We start from the raw sequence: 19,237 nt of genomic DNA on the forward strand, positions 1-19,237 counted from the left end.
CAACTCTTCAATTTATTAAAATATCATGAAATTAACCTTCAAACTCTTAAGTCTAGGCCTATCATCTTTATTATTATTTAGCTGTAACAGTGATAGTGACGACACTCCACAAGCTGAACCTTATTTTGAAGATAATTTAAGCCTTGATACTTGGGAAGTAACAGAATTTGGAGCAGACAAAACTTACGAAACACCCATCGGTTGGGAAACTTCAAACCCCGGAACATCTTTTTTAAGCTTTGTAAATACCACTCAGGAAACAAGTGATGTTGTTAGTGGAAGTTCTGCTAGAATGGAAACTATTGCTATTCCTTTAACTGGTATTGCAGCAGCAACAGTATATACAGGGAAATTTCAATTGAATACTTCAGACCCCGCTCAAAGTGCTATCCTTGGCGTAGAGTATACAAAGAGACCTAAATCGATGTCTTTTAATTACAAATACACTCCTGGAGATGAATATTTACAATTTGATGGTGCGGTAAGCTCACCTGTAGAAGGTGCTGTTGACTCTTGCCTAGTCTATATGTACTTACAAAAAAGAGAAGGAGAGTCTATTCAAAGAATCGGTACAGCTGCTATGCAACATAGTGATACTGTAACAGAATGGACAAAAGAAAAATTAGAGGTGATTTATGGTGAGATTGAGAACCCTGTACCAGGTTTTCGTTTAAGACCTGAAGAAACGGGTTGGGCTGATGCAGACGCTACTCCTACTCATGTGATCATTACTTTTACATCAACTTCGGCTGGAGACTATTTCAGAGGCGCTATCGGTAGTGTACTAATGGTTGATGATATCTCTATTGAATATTAATTCTATGAAATTTATATATCTATGGGTCGCACTTTTTAGTGTGACCTTTTTCACATCTTCACTTCAGGCACAAACTAATGAAGAACAGAATAATGAAAAATCACTAGTTTGGGGAGGAAGGTTTAGCATTAACTTTGGTGCATCAGTACCACTCTATTTCCAGGATATTCCAAAAAGGTATTCTTGGTCTACAACATTCAACCCCTCAGTTGGAGCATATGTTGAAATTCCATTAAAAGAAGACCGAAAGTCTGTACATATTGAACTTATTTATACTAGAAAAGGAAATTCAACAGAGGCAACAGTAGAAAACCGTTACTTTAAGGTAAGCGATAATTATCAAGGTTATGTTACTGGTGATGTTCAAACAAATATCAGCCTAAACTATATTGAAATTCCTATTCAGTTTAAGACTAATCTTTCTAAAAAAGATAATGGTTGGTATGCTATCGCAGGTTTATATTTAGCTGCAATGGTCTCAGGTACATTTGATGGTATTTTATACGCTGGTGGAACATTAGAAGATATTGTAGGTAGTAGTACTGAAATAGGTAGAGACACTCCCTATGATTATAGTTCAGATTTAGTCAATTTTGATTGGGGTGCCCAATTTGGTATTCAAAAAGAAATTGGTAATCACTTCACTGTCGACACCCAAATTGCTTGGGGATTTAATGGTATATTCCCAAGAGGGTATGACACCGTAGATCCAAACCTCTTTAATTTATATGGTAAAATAGGTGTGCTTTATAAAATTGGAAAATAAAAAAAGGAGTAAGTTGATCACTTACTCCTTTTTTAATTAAATTTTCGTTTATCCCCTACAGTAAAGTTGATGGGCAAACATATTCTGTTGTTTCAATTCCTGCTTCTTTAATGGCCTTGAAACCTCCTTTCACATCTATGATATTATCAAATCCTCTTGATTTCATAATAGAAGAGGCAATCATTGAACGATACCCTCCTGCACAATGAATATAGTAAGTAGCCTCTTTATCTAGATCATTCCATTCAATATTAATATGATCCAATGGTTTGTTGACCACTTTTTCATCACTAATATGTTCAGAAATATACTCAGAGTTTTTTCTAGCATCAATTACATTAATATCATTTGCTAAACGAGATTTAAATTCATCTGCAGAGATTGATTCAATAGAATCTACTTCTTTTCCAGCAGCTTTCCATGAATTAATCCCACCTTCTAAGTACCCCAAAGTATTATCGTAACCTACTCTTGATAACCTAGTAATCACTTCTTCTTCAGATCCTTCGTCAGCAATAATTACAATTGGTTGCTGTAGGTCGACAATTAACGCACCCACCCAAGGAGCGAATCCACCTTTCACACCAATATTAATAGAATTAGGAATAAAGCCATCCTTAAAGGTTTGTGGTGCTCTAGTGTCTAACATCAATGCTCCTTCTGCATTTACTATCTCTTCAAATAACTGAGGACTTAAAGCAACATTTCCTCTATCTAGAATTTGATCAATATTCTCGTATCCCTCTTTATTTAACTTTACATTTTTAGGGAAATATTGAGGAGGAGTAGCTAAACCAGTGGTTACCTCTTTGATAAATTCAGCTTTTGTCATATCAGCTCTAAGAGCATAATTTGTCTTTTTCTGATTACCAAGAGTATCATGTGTCTCTTTACTCATATTTTTCCCACAAGCTGACCCTGCTCCATGTGCAGGATATACAACTACATCGTCAGCAAGCGGCATGATTTTATTTCTAAGAGAGTCAAATAGTAAACCAGCAAGATCCTCTTGTGTTAAATCTGACTTCACGGCTAAATCTGGTCTACCCACATCTCCGATAAATAATGTATCACCAGAGAACAAGGCCACATCTTTTCCACTCTCATCTTTTAACAAGAAAGAAGAAGACTCTTGAGTATGTCCCGGAGTATGTAAAACCGTAATTGTGATATCACCTACATTAAACACCTCTCCATCTTTTGCGATATGTGCATCATATGATGTTTTGGCTGTTGGTCCGAAAACTATTGCAGCCCCTGTTTCCTCTGCTAAAGAAACATGTCCAGATACAAAGTCAGCATGGAAGTGAGTTTCAAAAATGTATTTAATTTTAGCTCCTTCTTTCGTTGCTTTTTCTAAGTAAGGCTTTGTTTCTCTTAGTGGGTCGATGATAACAGCCTCACCTTTGGATTCAATATAATATGCACCTTGTGCTAAACATCCTGTGTAAATTTGTTCGATTTTCATAATGCTTAGAAGTTCTATGTTTATATATGTCTTAAATATTTCTCTCTTTAAATTCGTTACTCTGAATCGCGCGCTCAAAGTTACGTCTTATTTCCAATTGATTACCTTTTTTATCATAATAATCTATGGCTGATTGTACATCCAGGAAAAAGTGATCCTTACCTAATCTCTGTGTTAAACCTACCCGATTAAAGAAATCTCTCACTGGGCCAATCACCTCTGAAAAATAGGTGCGAATTCCCTCTTGTTTGAGATCATAAATCAAATCTTCTAAAGAGGATAAGGCCGTTGTATCAATATTGGATACTGATCCAAAATGCAAAACCAACAATTTTAAATTGCCTTTTTTCTGATCAATTTCACATCTTATTTTATCGTAAAAATGGCTACTATTTGCGAAATAAAGCTGTGCATCCTGACGAATAACAATCACATCTTCTCTCACTTCAGCATCTTTAAAGCGTTGTATATTTCTATAGTCTTCAGTACCTTTTAACCTACCTAATATCGCTATATGCGGTGTTGCTGTTCTTTTTACTAATAATAAAAGGCTTAACAACATCCCAGATAGAATTCCTTCCTGAATCCCCCATAAAAGGGTAATAAGAAAAGTAAAAAGAAGCATGTAAAAATCTTCTCGTTTCGTTTTCCAAAGAAACTTAGGGTATGAAGTATCTATGAGTCCATACACCGCTACTAAAATTATAGAGGCAATGATTGCTTTGGGAAGTGACTCAAAAAATGGTGTCAAAAACAGCAAAGTCACTAATAACAAAACTCCACTGATTATACTTGCCAAATTTGTTTTCGCTCCCGCTTGATCATTAACAGCGGATCTACTAAACCCTCCTGTACCATGAAAAGAGCCAAAGAAGGATCCAATAATATCCCCTATTCCAAGAGCAATAAATTCTTTATTATTATCAATTTCGTATTCTCCCTTATGTCTTTGTTGGAGTGCTTTACTCACTGAAATTGATTCCATGTATGCTATCAATGCTATGGCAAATGCTGACGGAAGCAACTTCAAAACCATGTTGTATGTAATGTTAGGAATACTAAATTCAGGGAATCCACTTGGAATTTTTCCCAACACATTTATTTCCAAATTAAAAGAATACATAATCACTAACCCAACAATAACTGCTACCAAAGACCCTGGTATTCCTTTTCCGAATTTCTTTGTTATTCGTATTAATAAAATACCACTAATACCTATAAAAACTGCATACCAATTAAATTGATCAAATTGCTTGAGCGTAGAGAACAATGTTATAAGGGTTGACGACTTATGATCTACAGATATCCCAAAGAAATTATTAAGCTGATCTATACCTATCACAAAGGCAGCTGCAGAAGTAAAACCGCTGATCACTGGCTTACTCAAGAAATTAACTAGAAAGCCAAATTTGATCACCCCGAAAAACAACTGGATCACCCCTATCATTAACGTTAATAATATAACTGCTGAAATATATTGATCCGTTCCTACAGCAGCTAATGAGGAAACTGCCGCTGCAATTAACATAGAATCGATCGCAACAGGCCCAACAGCAACTTGCCTTGAAGTCCCCAATAATGAATAAGTAAACTGAGGAATCATGGCTGCGTAGAGTCCATAAACCGGCGGTAACCCTGCCAAGCTAGCATATGCCATTCCTTGAGGAATAAGCATAATTCCTACTGTTAAACCTGCAGATATATCGCCAGATAAATATTCTTTTTTATAATTCTTAAGCCAAGGTGCTATAAAGCTTCTTCTTTGCATTCGATTAAAAGTTTATGTATGCAATTTGGAGAAAGAAAGGGAAACCCTATGTAACAATCATCACATAAATCGAACAATCCTCATTTTTTTACAAAGAATTATCAAATCCTATAAGAAGCAATCATTTGATATATCCAGGAAGAAAAACATGACATAACATAAATAGTATTCAATTTTCTGAAGATCAATACTATTAGTAATAAATAAAGTTATTACTAATATGTATACCCTGTCGCTTTGTCAGTAAAACTGACAAATCTTATCGATTTTTTACATTGGCACACTTCATGTAAAAAAGGCAATGAAGATTATTTTTTCTTCTATACTTTTTAGAATAACAAAAAATTATAAAACAGATAAATAAAAATGTCACAAGTAAACATTAAACCCTTAGCAGATAGAGTTTTAATTGAGCCTGCAGAAGCAGAAACTCAAACAGCATCAGGTCTATTTATCCCTGACAATGCAAAAGAAAAACCACAAAGAGGTACTGTAGTAGCGGTTGGTAATGGTACTAAAGATGAGCCTTTAACTGTTAAAGTGGGTGACACTGTCATTTATGGTAAGTACTCAGGAACTGAATTAAACTTAGACGGAAACGATTACTTAATGATGCGTGAGGCTGACATTTTAGCTATCGTATAATTATTAATTAAAGAGTGAGGATAATCTCACCACTATTAAAACAAAATTTCAACAGAGAACGTGTAAGAACTTCTCTAAAAAATATAAAAATATTATGGCAAAAAATCTTCATTTCGATACTGAAGCAATCGAAGGATTAAAAAAAGGTGTTGATGCATTAGCAAACGCTGTAAAAGTTACTTTAGGACCAAAAGGACGTAACGTAATCTTAGAAAAATCATTTGGATCACCACATGTAACAAAAGATGGTGTTTCAGTGGCTAAAGAAATCGAATTAGCAGAGCCAATCGAAAATATGGGTGCTCAATTAGTAAAAGAAGTAGCTTCTAAAACTGCTGACGAAGCAGGTGACGGTACTACTACTGCTACTGTATTGACACAAGCGATCTTCACTACAGGTATCAAAAACGTTGTAGCTGGAGCAAACCCAATGGATTTGAAGCGTGGTATCGATAAAGCTGTTAAAGCTATCGTTGCTGAATTAAAAAACACTTCAAAAACTGTTGAAACAAACAAAGAAGTTGAGCAAGTAGCAACTATTTCTGCTAACAACGATGCTGAGATCGGTAAAATGATCGCTGAAGCAATGGAAAAAGTAGGTAAAGATGGTGTTATCACTGTTGAAGAAGCAAAAGGTACTGAAACAGAAGTAAAAACTGTTGAAGGTATGCAATTTGACCGTGGTTACCTTTCTCCATACTTTGTGACGAACACAGAGAAAATGGAAGCAGATATGGAAACTCCATACATCTTAATCTACGACAAGAAGGTTTCTACAATGAAAGAATTACTTCCTGTTTTAGAACAAGTTGCTCAAACTGGTAAGCCATTAGTAATTATCGCTGAAGATGTTGATTCTGAAGCTTTAGCTACTTTAGTAGTAAACAAAATCCGTGGTGCATTAAAAGTTGCAGCTGTTAAAGCTCCAGGTTTTGGTGACCGTCGTAAAGCAATGTTGCAAGATATCGCTGTGCTTACTGGTGGTACTGTTATCTCTGATGAGACAGGTATGAAACTAGAAGATGCGACTATCGATATGTTAGGTACAGCTGAAAAAGTTATCATCGACAAAGACAATACTGTAGTTGTAAATGGTGCTGGTTCTGCTGACGCTGTTGCTGCAAGAGTTGCTGAAATTCGTGTTCAAATCGAAAACACTACTTCAGACTATGATAAAGAGAAATTACAAGAGCGCTTAGCTAAATTAGCTGGCGGTGTTGCAATTATCTATATCGGTGCTGCTACTGAAACTGAAATGAAAGAGAAGAAAGACCGTGTTGATGATGCTTTAGCAGCAACAAGAGCAGCGGTTGAAGAAGGTATCGTAGTTGGTGGTGGTACTGCCCTATTGAGAGCTTCTGCAGTTCTTGATTCAGTAGAAACAGCTCACCCTGATGAGGAAATTGGTGTTCAGATTGTAAAAACTGCAATCCAAGCTCCTTTAAGAACTATCTTGGGTAACGCTGGTTTAGAAGCATCTGTAATTGTCAATAAAATTTTAGAAAGCGAAGGCAACTTCGGTTTCAATGCTCGTACTGAAGAGTACCAAGACTTAGTTGAGGCCGGTGTTATTGACCCAACTAAAGTAACTCGTTTAGCTTTAGAGCATGCTGCATCTGTTGCTTCATTATTATTAACTACAGATTGTGTAGTTTCTAATGAGAAGGAAGAAGGTGGTGCTGCTGCCGCTCCTGCTATGCCTCCAATGGGTGGTGGTATGCCAGGTATGATGTAATAGACATTATCAGTAGTTAAATATATAAGAAAGGCACTCATTCGTGAGTGCCTTTTCTATTTTAAACTTTTATATCTTTAAAGTCTTGAGTTTCGGAACTATATTTTTTAAGAAGCTTTTCATCGTGTTTCACCTCTTTGTATAAAACATCTACCAAATGATGAATTTTACTATCTATATTTTCTAAGTTCTTCTTGACGACATCCATTAGAAAATTCTTTTCTTCTGGGGAAACTTCTGTGGCTCGAAATAACTCCAAAATACCCAAGGATGTAGATAAGTTTCCTCTTAAATGATGGGAGATAAAATCTAATGCATTATTCAAGTTCTTATTGTCTTTCTCTATTTGTCGGATATAGGAGAATGTATCAGACTCATCTGAATACACACTAACAACATATTCATCTTTTAATTTTTGAACTCTATTCGTTCTATACAGGATATCAGATTTACTCATTTTGTATCCTTTTAATGGAACAACTTGAGAAACCCCAGTCTGATAAACCTCTTCTAATGCGTCTACTAATCCCATTTCATTAACATTCGGGTAGAGTTCATCTATCATCTTACCCTTGTATGCGACATCCATTGCCCCATCCATTTTTCTTCCCGCCTTATTATAATAATAAAACTCAAACTGTCGCTCTGACTTACGCCTATATATGGCAACGCCTAACGGAGAATTATCATAATAGTTAAGTAGTTCTTGAGTCATGTAAATAAGTATAAATCAGTTTTTGTGTTAATCTAAAATAATCCTTTTTTAGGAACTATTATAAAGTACGTAATGTTCTTAGCTAGTTTCTAAAATAAAATATGGAAAAAAAGGTCATTCTCAGTAAAAACATTCGAATGACCTTCTATTAGGGTAAGTTATAGTTTAACCACTACTCTACCACTTATTTGCCCATTAAAGATGGCATTAACTTTATCTTCTAACCCTTCAAGGTTTACTTCTTCTGTAATTTCATCAAGAGTTTCAGGCATCCATGATGCACCAATGTTATTCCATACTTTTACTCTTTCAGCATAAGGGAAATTTTGAGAATCAATACCAATTAATGAAACCCCTCTTAAAATAAATGGAAATACATTAATAGGTAAATCAAAAGATGCTGCATTACCACAACAAGTTACTACTCCCAAAGGATTGGTTGCTTTAATACCTGTAGCAAGATATTCACCTCCAACAGTATCTATAACACCTGCATACAACGGTTTCAATAAAGGACGTTGATTTCCTTCAAGGAATTCTTCTCTTTTAATAACATGTGAAGCACCTATTTTCTTTAGATAATCTGCTTTTTCTGCTTTTCCAGTTACAGCAACTACAGAATACCCTAATTTATTAAGAATAGTAACTGCAATAGAACCCACTCCACCTGTGGAACCTGTAACTAAGATATTTCCATCTTCAGGACTAACATGAGGAATTAATTTATAAACAGACATTGCTGCTGTTAGGCCTGCAGTCCCCAATTCCATACTAGATTTTAATGTTACACCTTTAGGCATTGGAACAACCCAATTTGATGGCACTTGGATATATTCGGAGAATCCTCCCCAAGTGTTCATCCCTAAATCATAACTTGTTACAATAACTTCATCTCCTTCTTTGAAATTATCCGATTTACTAGAAATAACTACACCAGATGCATCAATACCAGGTGTATGAGGATAATTTTTTGTGACTCCAGGTTTTCCTAATGCAGATAAAGCATCCTTATAATTTAAAGATGAATACGCTACTTTAACTAAAACCTCTCCTTCTGGTAAATCCGATAATTCTTTATTTTGAATGGAAGATTTGAATTCTTTCTCTCCTACTTTTTCAGTAACAAAAGCTTTGAAAGTTGTCATTTTAATAATGGGGTTTAATTGTAAAGTCACAATGTACAGCTAAGGTGTACACTAAATAATGACTTTAGACACAATTTACACCCATTATCATCATATTAATTAAACGATCATCAGATTATTTAATCATGAAAAATATTTCTTAGGATATTCATAAAAGAGTTCCTCTCCTTTAGTTAACTCTTTCCAAGAATCAGCTTCTTTAAATTCAATAGCTACAACACCAGCAGTTGGAATATTTTCTATATAGTCACTTAAAAAATGATTTCTTAAATCTGTAATCGCAGGATTATGAAAAACCAACATTACGGTTTCAAGATTTTCGTCTAGATACTTGATAACATCTAAAATTTCATCATGCAAAGCATTGTAAAAATCTTTTTCAAAGTGCAATTGTTTACTTAAAGTTTCTGCTACTTTTTCTGCAGTTAACTTAGTTCGCTTTGCGGGAGATGAAATGATCAAATCAGGCATAAGTTTATGTTCAAATAAAACATCTGCCATCTTTACGAGATCTTTCTCTCCTCGTTTGTTTAAAGGCCTGTCAAAATCAGTCAAAAGTGGATTTTTCCAGCTTGACTTGGCATGCCTCATTAGTATTAACCTTTTCAAAATTTATACTTTCTCAATTTTTGACTAAAAATAAGCACCAAAATGATATAATAAAAAACGTTAAAGCTTATATTTAATATATTAAGTATTATTTTAATTTTTGCCTTTGGCATTATCATTTCTTTAAGGCTTAATTAAATCAGCGTGATTTTTTCACAACCCATTTTTAAGAATGACAAGATCATCTAACTCTAAGAATAAATCATTAATACTACAACTGTTCATTATTGTAGGGCTTATCCTTATTTCAAAGCCTTCATTTGCTCAACTTGAAGCTCCTAAATATGTCAATGAATATTTGGCTATTGGTGTTGGTGCAAGAGGATTGGCAATGGGTAATTCTTTAACGGAAACTGTTGATGATGCCACTGCAGGATATTGGAATCCTGCAGGTTTATTGAATATAGAGGACCGTTATACCGCTTCATTAATGCATGCAGAGTATTTTGCTGGTATTGCAAAGTATGATTTCGGTGGCTTTGCCACCAAAATTGATGATCAATCAGCTTTAGGAATATCTTTTATCCGCTTTGGTGTAGATGACATTCCAGATACTCGTTTCTTATTTGATCCTGATGGAAACATTAATTGGGATAATGTACAAAGTTTCTCGTCTGCAGATTATGCCTTCCTTTTTTCATATGCAAGACAATTCCCGCAACTTCCTCACTTAAAATTCGGTGCAAACGCAAAAGTGATTTATAGAAATGCAGGACAATTTGCCAATGCTTGGGGCTTTGGTTTAGATGTTGGATTACAATGGCAAAAAGAAAGATGGTTTGCCGGTGTAACTGCAAAAGATATTACAGGTACATATAATGTATGGACCTACAATCCAGCAACTTTCTATGAAATCTTCAAAGCCACTGGCAATACAATTCCTGACAATTCTGTAGAAGTAGCAACTCCTCGCCTTATTGTTGGAGGTGCAAGAAGCTTTGCAATATGGAAACAAAGTCAGCTAGAAAATGCAGAAGAACTCATTGGAGCCTTGGTCTCTGTTGGTTTTGATATGACTTTTGATGGGAAAAGAAATACTGTGATTAAAACTGACTTAATCTCTGTTGATCCACACATGGGTGTTGAATTCCATTACAAAAAAATGATTTTCTTAAGAGGTGGAATCTCCCAGCTTCAATACATTAAAGACTTTGACGGATCTGAATCACTAGAATTCTTACCAAGCTTTGGTGCTGGATTTGCGTTTAAAGGCTTCACTGTAGATTACGCTCTTACCAACATTGGCGACGTCTCTTCAGCATCTCTATATTCTCATATCTTTAGTTTAAAGGTTGATTTTGGTAGATCCATCAAAAGAAACGAATCCACTCCGAAAAGTGATAAGTATTATTAATATTAGTTCAAAATACGTTTAAAACAGACATTCTTCTTACACAATCCATTACTATTCAGTGAATTAATTGACTTTTTTGCATATTACCCTTATAATTGAGGAACTATCTACTTATTTACTGTACTATTACTTCGCTTTAATGGACTCGAATTTCACTTTTAAAAACTTATTTTTTGTCTGTTATTTCATTTTTCTACTTTCAACTGATGTACTAGCACAACATGAAAATGTATATGCGATCCATCAAGAAGAGCTAGCAATCAACAACAGTGACTTTCATAAAATTCTCTTTGAATGCAATGAAACTCTGAAACACGACGCTAATAACAAAGAAGCTCTATACAAGAGAGGTGTGATAAAAACAGAACTTGGATCATTCAAGAGTGCTCAGAATGACTTTACAAAAGCGCTTCATCTAGCACATGGAAACAAAGTCGATATATATTATCGAAGAGGAATCTCCTACTTTCTTGAAAATGACTTCTTAAATGCAATTTCTGATTTTGATAGTGCCATTCACATTCAACCTAATCATGTAAAGGCATTATGGAAGAAAGCCCAATCCTATTATCAAATTGGCGCCCAGTCGTTAACATTAAAAACACTTGATCAAATCAGTATAGTTAACCCTGAAGATGCTGTTACATGGCATGACATGGGAACATTATACCATAAAAATCATCAACCACATAAAGCAAAAGATTGCTTTACTACAGCATTAATACTTGATCCAAAAATGTCATCCTCATACAATCATAGAGGTATGATCTACGAATCACTGGATGAAATTGCAAAAGCTTTTGATGATTATAACAGAGCAATCTTTTATGACTCTGCGTTTGTGGATGCCTACAACAATAGAGGCCTTATCTACCTCAAATTTGAAGATTTTGTAGAGGCTGAAAATGATTTTTCATCAGCGATAACACATGGTATTCATTTACATAAAGAAGCACTTAATAATAGAGCAATAACGAGATATCTTACTGGTAGATTCTCTGAAAGCCTTACAGATATCAATACACTTATTAATAATTACCCGTATTATGCGAATGCTTACATTACTAGAGGTAATATAAAAGAGCGTTTACATGATGATGCAGGAGCTTGCTCAGATTGGCATAAAGCAGCCGAACTAGGTATGCTTGTGGGACTCAAATATGCACAGGGCACTTGTCATTAACTACTTATATGAAGAAAATACTAATTTTATTTACCTTACTCATTAGTTCTTTCCTACTACAAGCTCAAAATATAGTAGACTCAACGAACCATGTCGTAGACCTCGGTCAAAAAGACATGAGTCTTGTCAGAGCTTTAGTGAGACTTGGGGATAGTCTATTCTATCAATTACATCAACCTGATGAAGCTTTTAAATATTATTTCGGTGCTTATGATTATATCAGTGAAGAACCTGGAATCAATAAGAAAATTGGGGAATGCTATTTAGCTTCGATTACTGAAGAAAAATCAGATGGAATTACCTATCTCAAAAAAGCCTTAGCCATCGAAGGAGATACTGCATCTTCTGATCTATACTTTAATATTGCTACTACTCTACACTATAACGCTTTATTTGATGAAGCGACTGAATATTATGAAAAGAGTATAAAGGGAAGTGATAAAGTAGAAGTAATTGAAAAGAGAATCAAGGAATGCATCTTTGGCAAAGAATTTTATTCTTCACCCAAACAGCATGTTATTATCAAGAACTTAGGCCCTTTAGTTAACTCAAAATATGCAGATTTCTGCCCATTAGTTGATGCTGTAGAGGATGATCTTTACTTCACAACAAGAAGACATGAGTTTAGAACTGATAATCCGGATATTCAAACCCATTTATGGGAAAATATATATCACAGTCACCGCAAAGATTACTCTCACTGGAGTAGCCCTGTACCACTCCCTAATCCTGTAAATCATGATCATCATACAGCAACAGTATCAATCAGTATGGATGGATCTGAAATGATCTTATTTAGAAGTGGAGATCTGTATATTTCTTACTCACAACAAGACACCATTTGGTCAAAACCTAAGAAACTTCCCAATCAAATCAATAGTATTTTTGTTGAAACATCCGCTTGTCTCAACTACCAAATGGATACCCTGTACTTTGTTAGCAACGATGAGTTTTCTACAATTGGTGGGCTTGATATCTACATGTCAATAAAAGACAGGAATGGCAAATGGGGTACTGCAAGAAATTTAGGAGCTATGATTAACACTCCTTACGATGAAGAAGGTGTTGCCTTATCTAGAGATGGAAATACACTTTATTTTAGCTCAAGAGGACATGATACCATGGGTGGGTACGATGTTTTTAAATCTACAAAAGATTTTCAAGGAAATTGGTCCACTCCAGAAAACCTAGGTTACCCGATTAATTCTCCATATGATGATGTCTACTTTATGATACGCAGTAATGGAAGACATGCTTATTACTCTTCTTCAAGACAAGGTGGTTATGGGGAAAAAGACATTTATCGCATCTCTATCTTAGATGAAGACAAACCTCTATCACTTGATAGAAAAGAAATCGATTTTCTACTCTTAAACAAAGATTCGCTTCAACATAAAAAACATCCAACTCATGTTGATCATTTAAAAGAGGTAAAACAACAAACTTTAGATGCTACAACTGATTTATTAAAAACTCTTATGCTACATGCGCAGTTATCTTCAAAAGATTCTGTTAATCAAATAGAATAACGTCAATAATTTCAACTGAAAAGTAGTACGTAACAGGTAAGTTGTTATTTTTGCATCTCAAATTGAAAAATTATGATTTACATTAATAGAAGAGAGTTTTTCAACGCAGCTCACAAACTTTACAATCCTAACTGGACGAAAGAACAAAACGAGGAGTTTTTTGGGCCGTGTGCAAATGAAAACTGGCATGGGCATAACTTTGAAATGGTGATCACTGTAAAAGGTGAGCCTGATCCAAATACAGGATATGTGATGAATATGAAAGACTTGGGAAAAATTGCCAAAGAACATATCATCGATAAAGTGGATCATAAAAACTTAAACATGGATGTTGATTTTCTGAAAGGAAAAATGACAAGCTGTGAAACTTTGGCTACTGAATTTTGGAAGATCTTAGCACCAAAAGTAAAAGAATTTGCACCTAACGCTCAACTTCATTGTATCGAGTTGCATGAAACTAGAAAGAACTTTGTTCGCTATTATGGTGAATAATTATTCTTAAAGAAATATCCAAAGGATGCTTTTTACAGGCATCCTTTTTTTATTTCCTTTACCTTTATAGCTTTGTTATATATCTTGGTAAAACAATTCCACACACACTAAACTCATTTATGAAGTATTATCTAATAGCAGGAGAAAAATCTGGAGATTTACATGCCTCCAACCTAATGAAAGAGCTTCTTTCAAAAGATCCAGAAGCTGAATTCCGTTTTTGGGGAGGAGAAGAAATGCAGAAGGTGGGTGGAACAATGATACATCACTACTCTGAAATCTCTTTTATGGGTTTTTTAGAAGTAGCGAAAAACCTCTTGACAATTAGACGATACATGAACGAGTGTAAGAAAGATATCTTATGCTGGAAACCTGATGTAGTTATATTAGTAGACTTTTCAGGCTTTAATCTGAAAATTGCCAAGTATATAAAACCAAGAGGCACAAAAGTATTTTATTACATTTCACCAAAAGTTTGGGCTTGGAACCAAAGCAGAGCGAAAAGAATAAGAAATGTTGTCGATCGTATGTTTGTGATTATGCATTTTGAAAAAGCATTTTACAAAAAATACAATTACGATGTAGATTATGTTGGAAATCCACTATTCGATGCTATAAAACAATTTACACCTTCTCCTACCTTCTTTGAGGACAATCAACTAGATCCAAATAAAAAGATTATTGCTATTCTTCCAGGAAGTAGGTATCAAGAAGTAAGTATGATATTAAAGACCATGCTTACTATTATCCCAAAATACAATAAAGAAGAGTACCAATTTATTGTAGCTGGGGTTGAACACCTACCAGCAGAATTATATAAAGAAGTACAAGGCCTTGGTGTAAAATTATTATTCAATCAAACATATGATATATTGGATAAAGCTACTTCTGCGGTAGTTACTTCAGGTACAGCAACTCTTGAAACAGCATTGTTTGAAGTTCCTCAAGTGGTTTGCTACCGAACTAGCCCTGTGACTTACAATATTATTAAAGCATTAATCAAGGTTCGTTTTATCTCACTTGTCAATCTAATTGCGGACAAAGAAGTGGTTAGAGAATTGATTCAAAACGACTTTACTACTGAAAATCTAGATAAAGAACTTCAATATACAATCACTTCAAAAAGAGAGAAGATCTTATCAGATTACAGAGAAATGAAAGATAAAATTGATACTGAAGGCACTTCTAAAAAAGCGGCATCGCTCATGTATCAATATTTAACAGAAGGAATACCAGAACAGAAGTTCTAAATAAAAAAGCCGATTGATATTTAAGTCAATCGGCTTTTTTATTATCTCATCGTTCTTCTCTCTAATTCCGAACGATCAATAATTTTATACTTTGAAGGTATCTTAAAAGGCATTTTCTGTTGTTCTTGCTTTATTTCAATCTTTGAAAAATCAATCGCAACAGTTATTTCTTTTTTTAATTCTTCTTTTGACTCACCAGATCCAATAAAAACATTGGTTTTATGTGGTGCAATTTGATCAGATTCTTCTGAGAGAACTTTAAAATCAGTATAGTCAACAACAGCAAGCTTATCATCTTTCTTAAAATTGACAATAATCTCTTCTAACTTCTGATTACTTCTACCGACCAAAGCCAACAAAGTTAGCATCTTGTTCTTCTGAGTTAGTGAAAACATATCTTCCTCAACTCTCACCTTTGCATTATCTGCTATTCTTGAAGGCATATCACCCGTAAAAATAGACTGTAGTAGATCATAATCTATCTTTGAACCCAACAGGATCGCAACATCATCATAACTTAAGGTGTAGGCTTCTTTCCCCAACTTATCCAATGCAAATACACTATCCTTGGTAGCAAGAACTCTCAGTCCTTCAATTTTTGCTACTCGCATAGACATCCACATACGTTTATCCTTTTCAATTCTAGTATCAATGGCTACTTTAAGATCCTTTTGGGGTGAATCAAATTCTAACTTCCCTTTGGTTGATAAATAAGTGTAGTCTAGATTTCTTACATCTAAAGTAGACGCTTTACCATCACTAGAAACTCCTGTATTTTTTTTAGCACAAGATGAAATCAGAATGATAATAGAAAAGGATAAATATAATGTGTTTTTAAAATTCACTGTTTTTATTTCTTTAGAGAGGAAATAGCTAATACATATCGTTGTAATAACTACTTTCCTTATTTATAAAGTTCAAAAAAAGGCAATTGAGTTATTACCCAATTGCCTTCTAATATAATCAATTTATGATTAGAGCTTTGCTAAAGCTTCTTCTAATGCTTTGATTTTGTCTTCAGCATCTTGTTGCTTCTGACGTTCTTTTGCTACTACAGCATCTGGTGCATTGGCAACAAATCTCTCATTAGAAAGTTTCTTTTGTACAGATTTAATAAAACCTTTAGTGTACTCAAGCTCTTTTGCTAACTTCTCTTTCTCTGCCTCTACATCAATTTGATCTGCTAAGTCGATGAAACATTTATCAGATTTGTAAACAAACTGAGTTGCTCCTTCTACTTCAGAATCTACCATTGTTAGAGACTCAAGATTTGCCAACTTCGTAATGATACCACCGAAACGATCGTAAACAGTAGAATCAGAAGCTAAAACTGACATTGGAAGAGGTACTTTAGGTCCAATTTGGTTCTTGTTACGAACGTTTCTCACTTGTGAGATAATTTCGAAAGCAGCAGTAGCTTGTTCCAATAATGTTTTGTCGAAAGACTCAACAGTTGGGTAATCCGCAACTACTAAAGCATCTTCTGTTTCTCTTTCACGCACTGCATGCCAGATTTCTTCTGTTAAGAATGGCATGAATGGATGTAAAAGTCTAACGATCTTCTCAAAGAAGTTGATTGTCGCTTCTAATGTCGCCTTATCGATTGGAGAACCGTACTCTGGTTTCACCATCTCTAAATACCACGAACAGAAGTCGTCCCATACCAATTTGTACACTGACATTAATGAGTCAGACAATCTATATTTCTCGTAGTTCGCTTCTACATCTTCCAATACTTGATTGAAACGAGATTCGAACCAATCGATCGCAATTTTATTTGATTCAGGCTGTGCTTCTTCACTCACTTCTAGACCCTTTACTAAACGTAAAGCATTCCAGATTTTATTTGCGAAGTTACGACCTTGCTCACATAATTTCTCATCGAAAAGTAAGTCGTTACCTGCAGCTGCAGACAATAACAAACCAACACGAACACCGTCAGCACCATACACTTTCATTAAGTCCAAAGGATCAGGTGAGTTACCTAATGACTTCGACATTTTACGGCCTTGGTTGTCACGAACCAAACCAGTTAAGTATACGTTTTTGAATGGCAATTCGCCTTTCCACTCATATCCTGCGATGATCATACGAGCAACCCAGAAGAATAAGATATCTGGACCTGTAACTAAATCATCTGTTGGATAGTAATAGTTAATTTCCTCGTTTTCAGGTTTTGTAATACCATCAAACACAGAGATTGGCCATAACCAAGAAGAGAACCAAGTATCCAATACATCCTCGTCTTGAGAAAGTTGGTCGATTGTGATATCGGCATCAATTTTCTGAGCCTCTACCAATGCCTCTTCTGCAGTTTCTGCTACCACAAACTCACCGTTAGGAAGATAGAAAGCAGGAATTCTTTGTCCCCACCATAACTGACGTGAAATACACCAGTCTTTTACATTTTCCATCCAGTGACGGTACGTATTCTTGAACTTTGCAGGATGTAATTGAATATTATCATTCATTACATTCTCCAATGCAGGCTTAGAAATTTCTTTCATTGATACGAACCATTGTGTTGAGATTCTTGGTTCGATCACTGCACCTGTTCTTTCAGATGTACCAACTTTATTTTGAAGCTCTTCTACTTTAACTAAGTTTCCTGAAGCTTCTAGATCTTTAACGATCTCCTTACGAACAACAAAACGATCTTTACCAGCGTATTGAGCACCCGCTTTAGCGTTAATCGATCCGTCTTCTTCGATAATATCAATTACTTCCAAGTTATGTTTTAAACCTAACTCGTAGTCATTGATATCGTGAGCAGGAGTTACTTTTAAACAACCTGTACCGAATTCAATATCTACATAATCATCACCAAATACAGGAATTTCTCTGTTAGTAGTTGGTACGATTACTTTTTCACCAATTAAATGCTTGAAGCGCTCATCGTTAGGATTCACACAAACACCAGCATCTGCAGGAATAGTTTCAGGACGAGTAGTTGCAATAGTTACAAACTCACCTTCTTTTCCTACGATTGGATATTGTACATAATATAATTTAGAGTTTACCTCTTTGTGGATTACTTCCTCATCTGATAAAGCTGTTTTCCCTGCCGGATCCCAGTTTACCATCCTTGCTCCACGGTATACCCATCCTTTTTTGTAAAGGTCTACGAATACTTTGATAACTGCTTTCGAAAGCTCATCTTCCATTGTGAAACGAGTACGGTCCCAATCACAAGAAGCGCCCAATTTCTGCAATTGGTTCAAGATGATTCCACCATATTTCTCTTTCCACTCGAAAGCATACTTCATAAACTCGTCACGAGAAATATCAGATTTACTGATACCGTGCTCGTCCTTTAACATCTTTACTACTTTTGCTTCTGTAGCAATCGATGCATGGTCAGTACCTGGTACCCAACAAGCTTCGTAACCTCTCATTCTTGCACGACGGACCAAGACATCTTGAATTGTGTTATTCAACATGTGACCCATATGCAACACCCCTGTCACGTTTGGTGGCGGGATGACGACGGTGAATGGCTTCTTATCAGGGTTTGGCTCAGAATGAAAAAATTTGTTCTCTAACCAGAACTGATACCATTTGTCCTCTACATCATGAGGATTGTACTTAGTCGCAAGCTCCATTGCTTTGATTTAAAGTTTCAGAAACAAAAAATAATAAATGCACAAAATTGAGGACACTATGCCTCAAATTGCGAAGTGCAAATTTAATACTATAATTAAGAATAAGGAATTCTGATTTGATAAATGAAGATCCTTCTTGAAAAGATTATTCAAAAGATA

The 19,237-nt window shown here is 35.1% G+C and carries 16 protein-coding genes; 9 read left to right on the forward strand and 7 right to left on the reverse strand.

Translation table 11 applies throughout. The annotated features are described in order from the left end of the window. The first annotated feature begins 25 nt into the window (after positions 1-25). The gene (locus tag QL232_RS20900; RefSeq protein WP_281615633.1) at positions 26-817 is read left to right on the forward strand and encodes a PCMD domain-containing protein; all 792 of its coding nucleotides are present in this window, start codon (positions 26-28) and stop codon (positions 815-817) included. 4 nt (positions 818-821) lie between these two features. Further along, the gene (locus QL232_RS20905) at positions 822-1,583 is read left to right on the forward strand and encodes a porin family protein (RefSeq protein ID WP_281615634.1); all 762 of its coding nucleotides are present in this window, start codon (positions 822-824) and stop codon (positions 1,581-1,583) included. Positions 1,584-1,638: 55 nt separating this feature from the next. Here the strand turns inward: QL232_RS20905 and QL232_RS20910 are convergent, their stop codons facing one another. Together QL232_RS20910 and sulP are read right to left on the reverse strand one after the other, a co-directional pair. Further along, positions 1,639-3,051: a rhodanese-like domain-containing protein gene (locus QL232_RS20910; RefSeq protein ID WP_281615635.1), complete on the reverse strand. Its 1,413-nt coding sequence runs from the start codon at positions 3,049-3,051 to the stop codon at positions 1,639-1,641. 31 nt (positions 3,052-3,082) lie between these two features. Beyond that, positions 3,083-4,819, reverse strand: a complete 1,737-nt coding sequence (gene sulP, locus QL232_RS20915) for a sulfate permease (RefSeq protein ID WP_281615636.1) — start codon at positions 4,817-4,819, stop codon at positions 3,083-3,085. Positions 4,820-5,185: 366 nt separating this feature from the next. On the opposite strand from sulP, the gene QL232_RS20920 reads away from it, so the two are divergent. Continuing rightward, the gene (locus QL232_RS20920; RefSeq protein ID WP_281615637.1) at positions 5,186-5,464 is read left to right on the forward strand and encodes a co-chaperone GroES; all 279 of its coding nucleotides are present in this window, start codon (positions 5,186-5,188) and stop codon (positions 5,462-5,464) included. Between the two features lie 94 nt (positions 5,465-5,558). Next, entirely contained in the window at positions 5,559-7,199 is a 1,641-nt protein-coding gene (gene groL, locus QL232_RS20925; protein WP_281615638.1) for a chaperonin GroEL, read from the forward strand. A 61-nt stretch (positions 7,200-7,260) separates the two neighbouring features. Here groL and QL232_RS20930 read toward each other — a convergent pair whose 3' ends face one another. The 3 genes from QL232_RS20930 to QL232_RS20940 all read right to left on the reverse strand — a co-directional run bounded on the left by QL232_RS20930 (position 7,261) and on the right by QL232_RS20940 (position 9,650). Then, entirely contained in the window at positions 7,261-7,914 is a 654-nt protein-coding gene (locus QL232_RS20930) for a hypothetical protein (protein WP_281615639.1), read from the reverse strand. A gap of 158 nt (positions 7,915-8,072) precedes the next feature. After that, on the reverse strand, positions 8,073-9,059 hold the full coding sequence (locus QL232_RS20935; protein WP_281615640.1) for a YhdH/YhfP family quinone oxidoreductase: 987 nt from the start codon (positions 9,057-9,059) through the stop codon (positions 8,073-8,075). A 123-nt stretch (positions 9,060-9,182) separates the two neighbouring features. After that, positions 9,183-9,650, reverse strand: coding sequence for a histidine phosphatase family protein (locus tag QL232_RS20940; protein ID WP_281615641.1), 468 nt, complete (start codon positions 9,648-9,650; stop codon positions 9,183-9,185). Positions 9,651-9,840: 190 nt separating this feature from the next. Here QL232_RS20940 and QL232_RS20945 point away from each other — a divergent pair, with 190 nt between their 5' ends. The 5 genes from QL232_RS20945 (at position 9,841) to lpxB (ending at position 15,476) form a co-directional block, all read left to right on the forward strand. Then, complete coding sequence (locus QL232_RS20945) at positions 9,841-11,022, forward strand: PorV/PorQ family protein (RefSeq protein ID WP_281615642.1); 1,182 nt, start codon at positions 9,841-9,843, stop codon at positions 11,020-11,022. A 139-nt stretch (positions 11,023-11,161) separates the two neighbouring features. Continuing rightward, positions 11,162-12,205 carry a tetratricopeptide repeat protein gene (locus tag QL232_RS20950; protein WP_168884922.1) on the forward strand — a complete coding sequence of 348 codons (1,044 nt, stop codon included), beginning with the start codon at positions 11,162-11,164 and terminating at the stop codon, positions 12,203-12,205. Between the two features lie 8 nt (positions 12,206-12,213). Continuing rightward, on the forward strand, positions 12,214-13,734 hold the full coding sequence (locus QL232_RS20955) for a hypothetical protein (RefSeq protein ID WP_281615643.1): 1,521 nt from the start codon (positions 12,214-12,216) through the stop codon (positions 13,732-13,734). Positions 13,735-13,806: 72 nt separating this feature from the next. After that, positions 13,807-14,226 carry a 6-carboxytetrahydropterin synthase gene (locus tag QL232_RS20960; protein WP_168884924.1) on the forward strand — a complete coding sequence of 140 codons (420 nt, stop codon included), beginning with the start codon at positions 13,807-13,809 and terminating at the stop codon, positions 14,224-14,226. A gap of 119 nt (positions 14,227-14,345) precedes the next feature. Then, a complete protein-coding gene (gene lpxB / locus QL232_RS20965; protein WP_281615644.1) occupies positions 14,346-15,476 on the forward strand; it encodes a lipid-A-disaccharide synthase in 1,131 nt (376 codons plus the stop codon). A 41-nt stretch (positions 15,477-15,517) separates the two neighbouring features. Here lpxB and QL232_RS20970 read toward each other — a convergent pair whose 3' ends face one another. Then, positions 15,518-16,321, reverse strand: coding sequence for a DUF4292 domain-containing protein (locus QL232_RS20970; protein ID WP_281615645.1), 804 nt, complete (start codon positions 16,319-16,321; stop codon positions 15,518-15,520). A 129-nt stretch (positions 16,322-16,450) separates the two neighbouring features. After that, on the reverse strand, positions 16,451-19,078 hold the full coding sequence (locus QL232_RS20975) for a valine--tRNA ligase (RefSeq protein ID WP_281615646.1): 2,628 nt from the start codon (positions 19,076-19,078) through the stop codon (positions 16,451-16,453). Between the last annotated feature and the right edge of the window lie 159 nt (positions 19,079-19,237).

Source organism: Flammeovirga sp. SubArs3, assembly GCF_947387565.1.
GTDB lineage: Bacteria > Bacteroidota > Bacteroidia > Cytophagales > Flammeovirgaceae > Flammeovirga > Flammeovirga agarivorans.

Bases quoted from the DNA above. Each gene is read 5' to 3' on its own strand.
- QL232_RS20900 (WP_281615633.1), top strand. From the start codon at position 26: ATGAAATTAACCTTCAAACTCTTAAGTCTAGGCCTATCATCTTTATTA.
- QL232_RS20905 (WP_281615634.1), top strand. From the start codon at position 822: ATGAAATTTATATATCTATGGGTCGCACTTTTTAGTGTGACCTTTTTC.
- QL232_RS20910 (WP_281615635.1), bottom strand. From the start codon at position 3,051: ATGAAAATCGAACAAATTTACACAGGATGTTTAGCACAAGGTGCATAT.
- sulP (WP_281615636.1), bottom strand. From the start codon at position 4,819: ATGCAAAGAAGAAGCTTTATAGCACCTTGGCTTAAGAATTATAAAAAA.
- QL232_RS20920 (WP_281615637.1), top strand. From the start codon at position 5,186: ATGTCACAAGTAAACATTAAACCCTTAGCAGATAGAGTTTTAATTGAG.
- groL (WP_281615638.1), top strand. From the start codon at position 5,559: ATGGCAAAAAATCTTCATTTCGATACTGAAGCAATCGAAGGATTAAAA.
- QL232_RS20930 (WP_281615639.1), bottom strand. From the start codon at position 7,914: ATGACTCAAGAACTACTTAACTATTATGATAATTCTCCGTTAGGCGTT.
- QL232_RS20935 (WP_281615640.1), bottom strand. From the start codon at position 9,059: ATGACAACTTTCAAAGCTTTTGTTACTGAAAAAGTAGGAGAGAAAGAA.
- QL232_RS20940 (WP_281615641.1), bottom strand. From the start codon at position 9,650: ATGAGGCATGCCAAGTCAAGCTGGAAAAATCCACTTTTGACTGATTTT.
- QL232_RS20945 (WP_281615642.1), top strand. From the start codon at position 9,841: ATGACAAGATCATCTAACTCTAAGAATAAATCATTAATACTACAACTG.
- QL232_RS20950 (WP_168884922.1), top strand. From the start codon at position 11,162: ATGGACTCGAATTTCACTTTTAAAAACTTATTTTTTGTCTGTTATTTC.
- QL232_RS20955 (WP_281615643.1), top strand. From the start codon at position 12,214: ATGAAGAAAATACTAATTTTATTTACCTTACTCATTAGTTCTTTCCTA.
- QL232_RS20960 (WP_168884924.1), top strand. From the start codon at position 13,807: ATGATTTACATTAATAGAAGAGAGTTTTTCAACGCAGCTCACAAACTT.
- lpxB (WP_281615644.1), top strand. From the start codon at position 14,346: ATGAAGTATTATCTAATAGCAGGAGAAAAATCTGGAGATTTACATGCC.
- QL232_RS20975 (WP_281615646.1), bottom strand. From the start codon at position 19,078: ATGGAGCTTGCGACTAAGTACAATCCTCATGATGTAGAGGACAAATGG.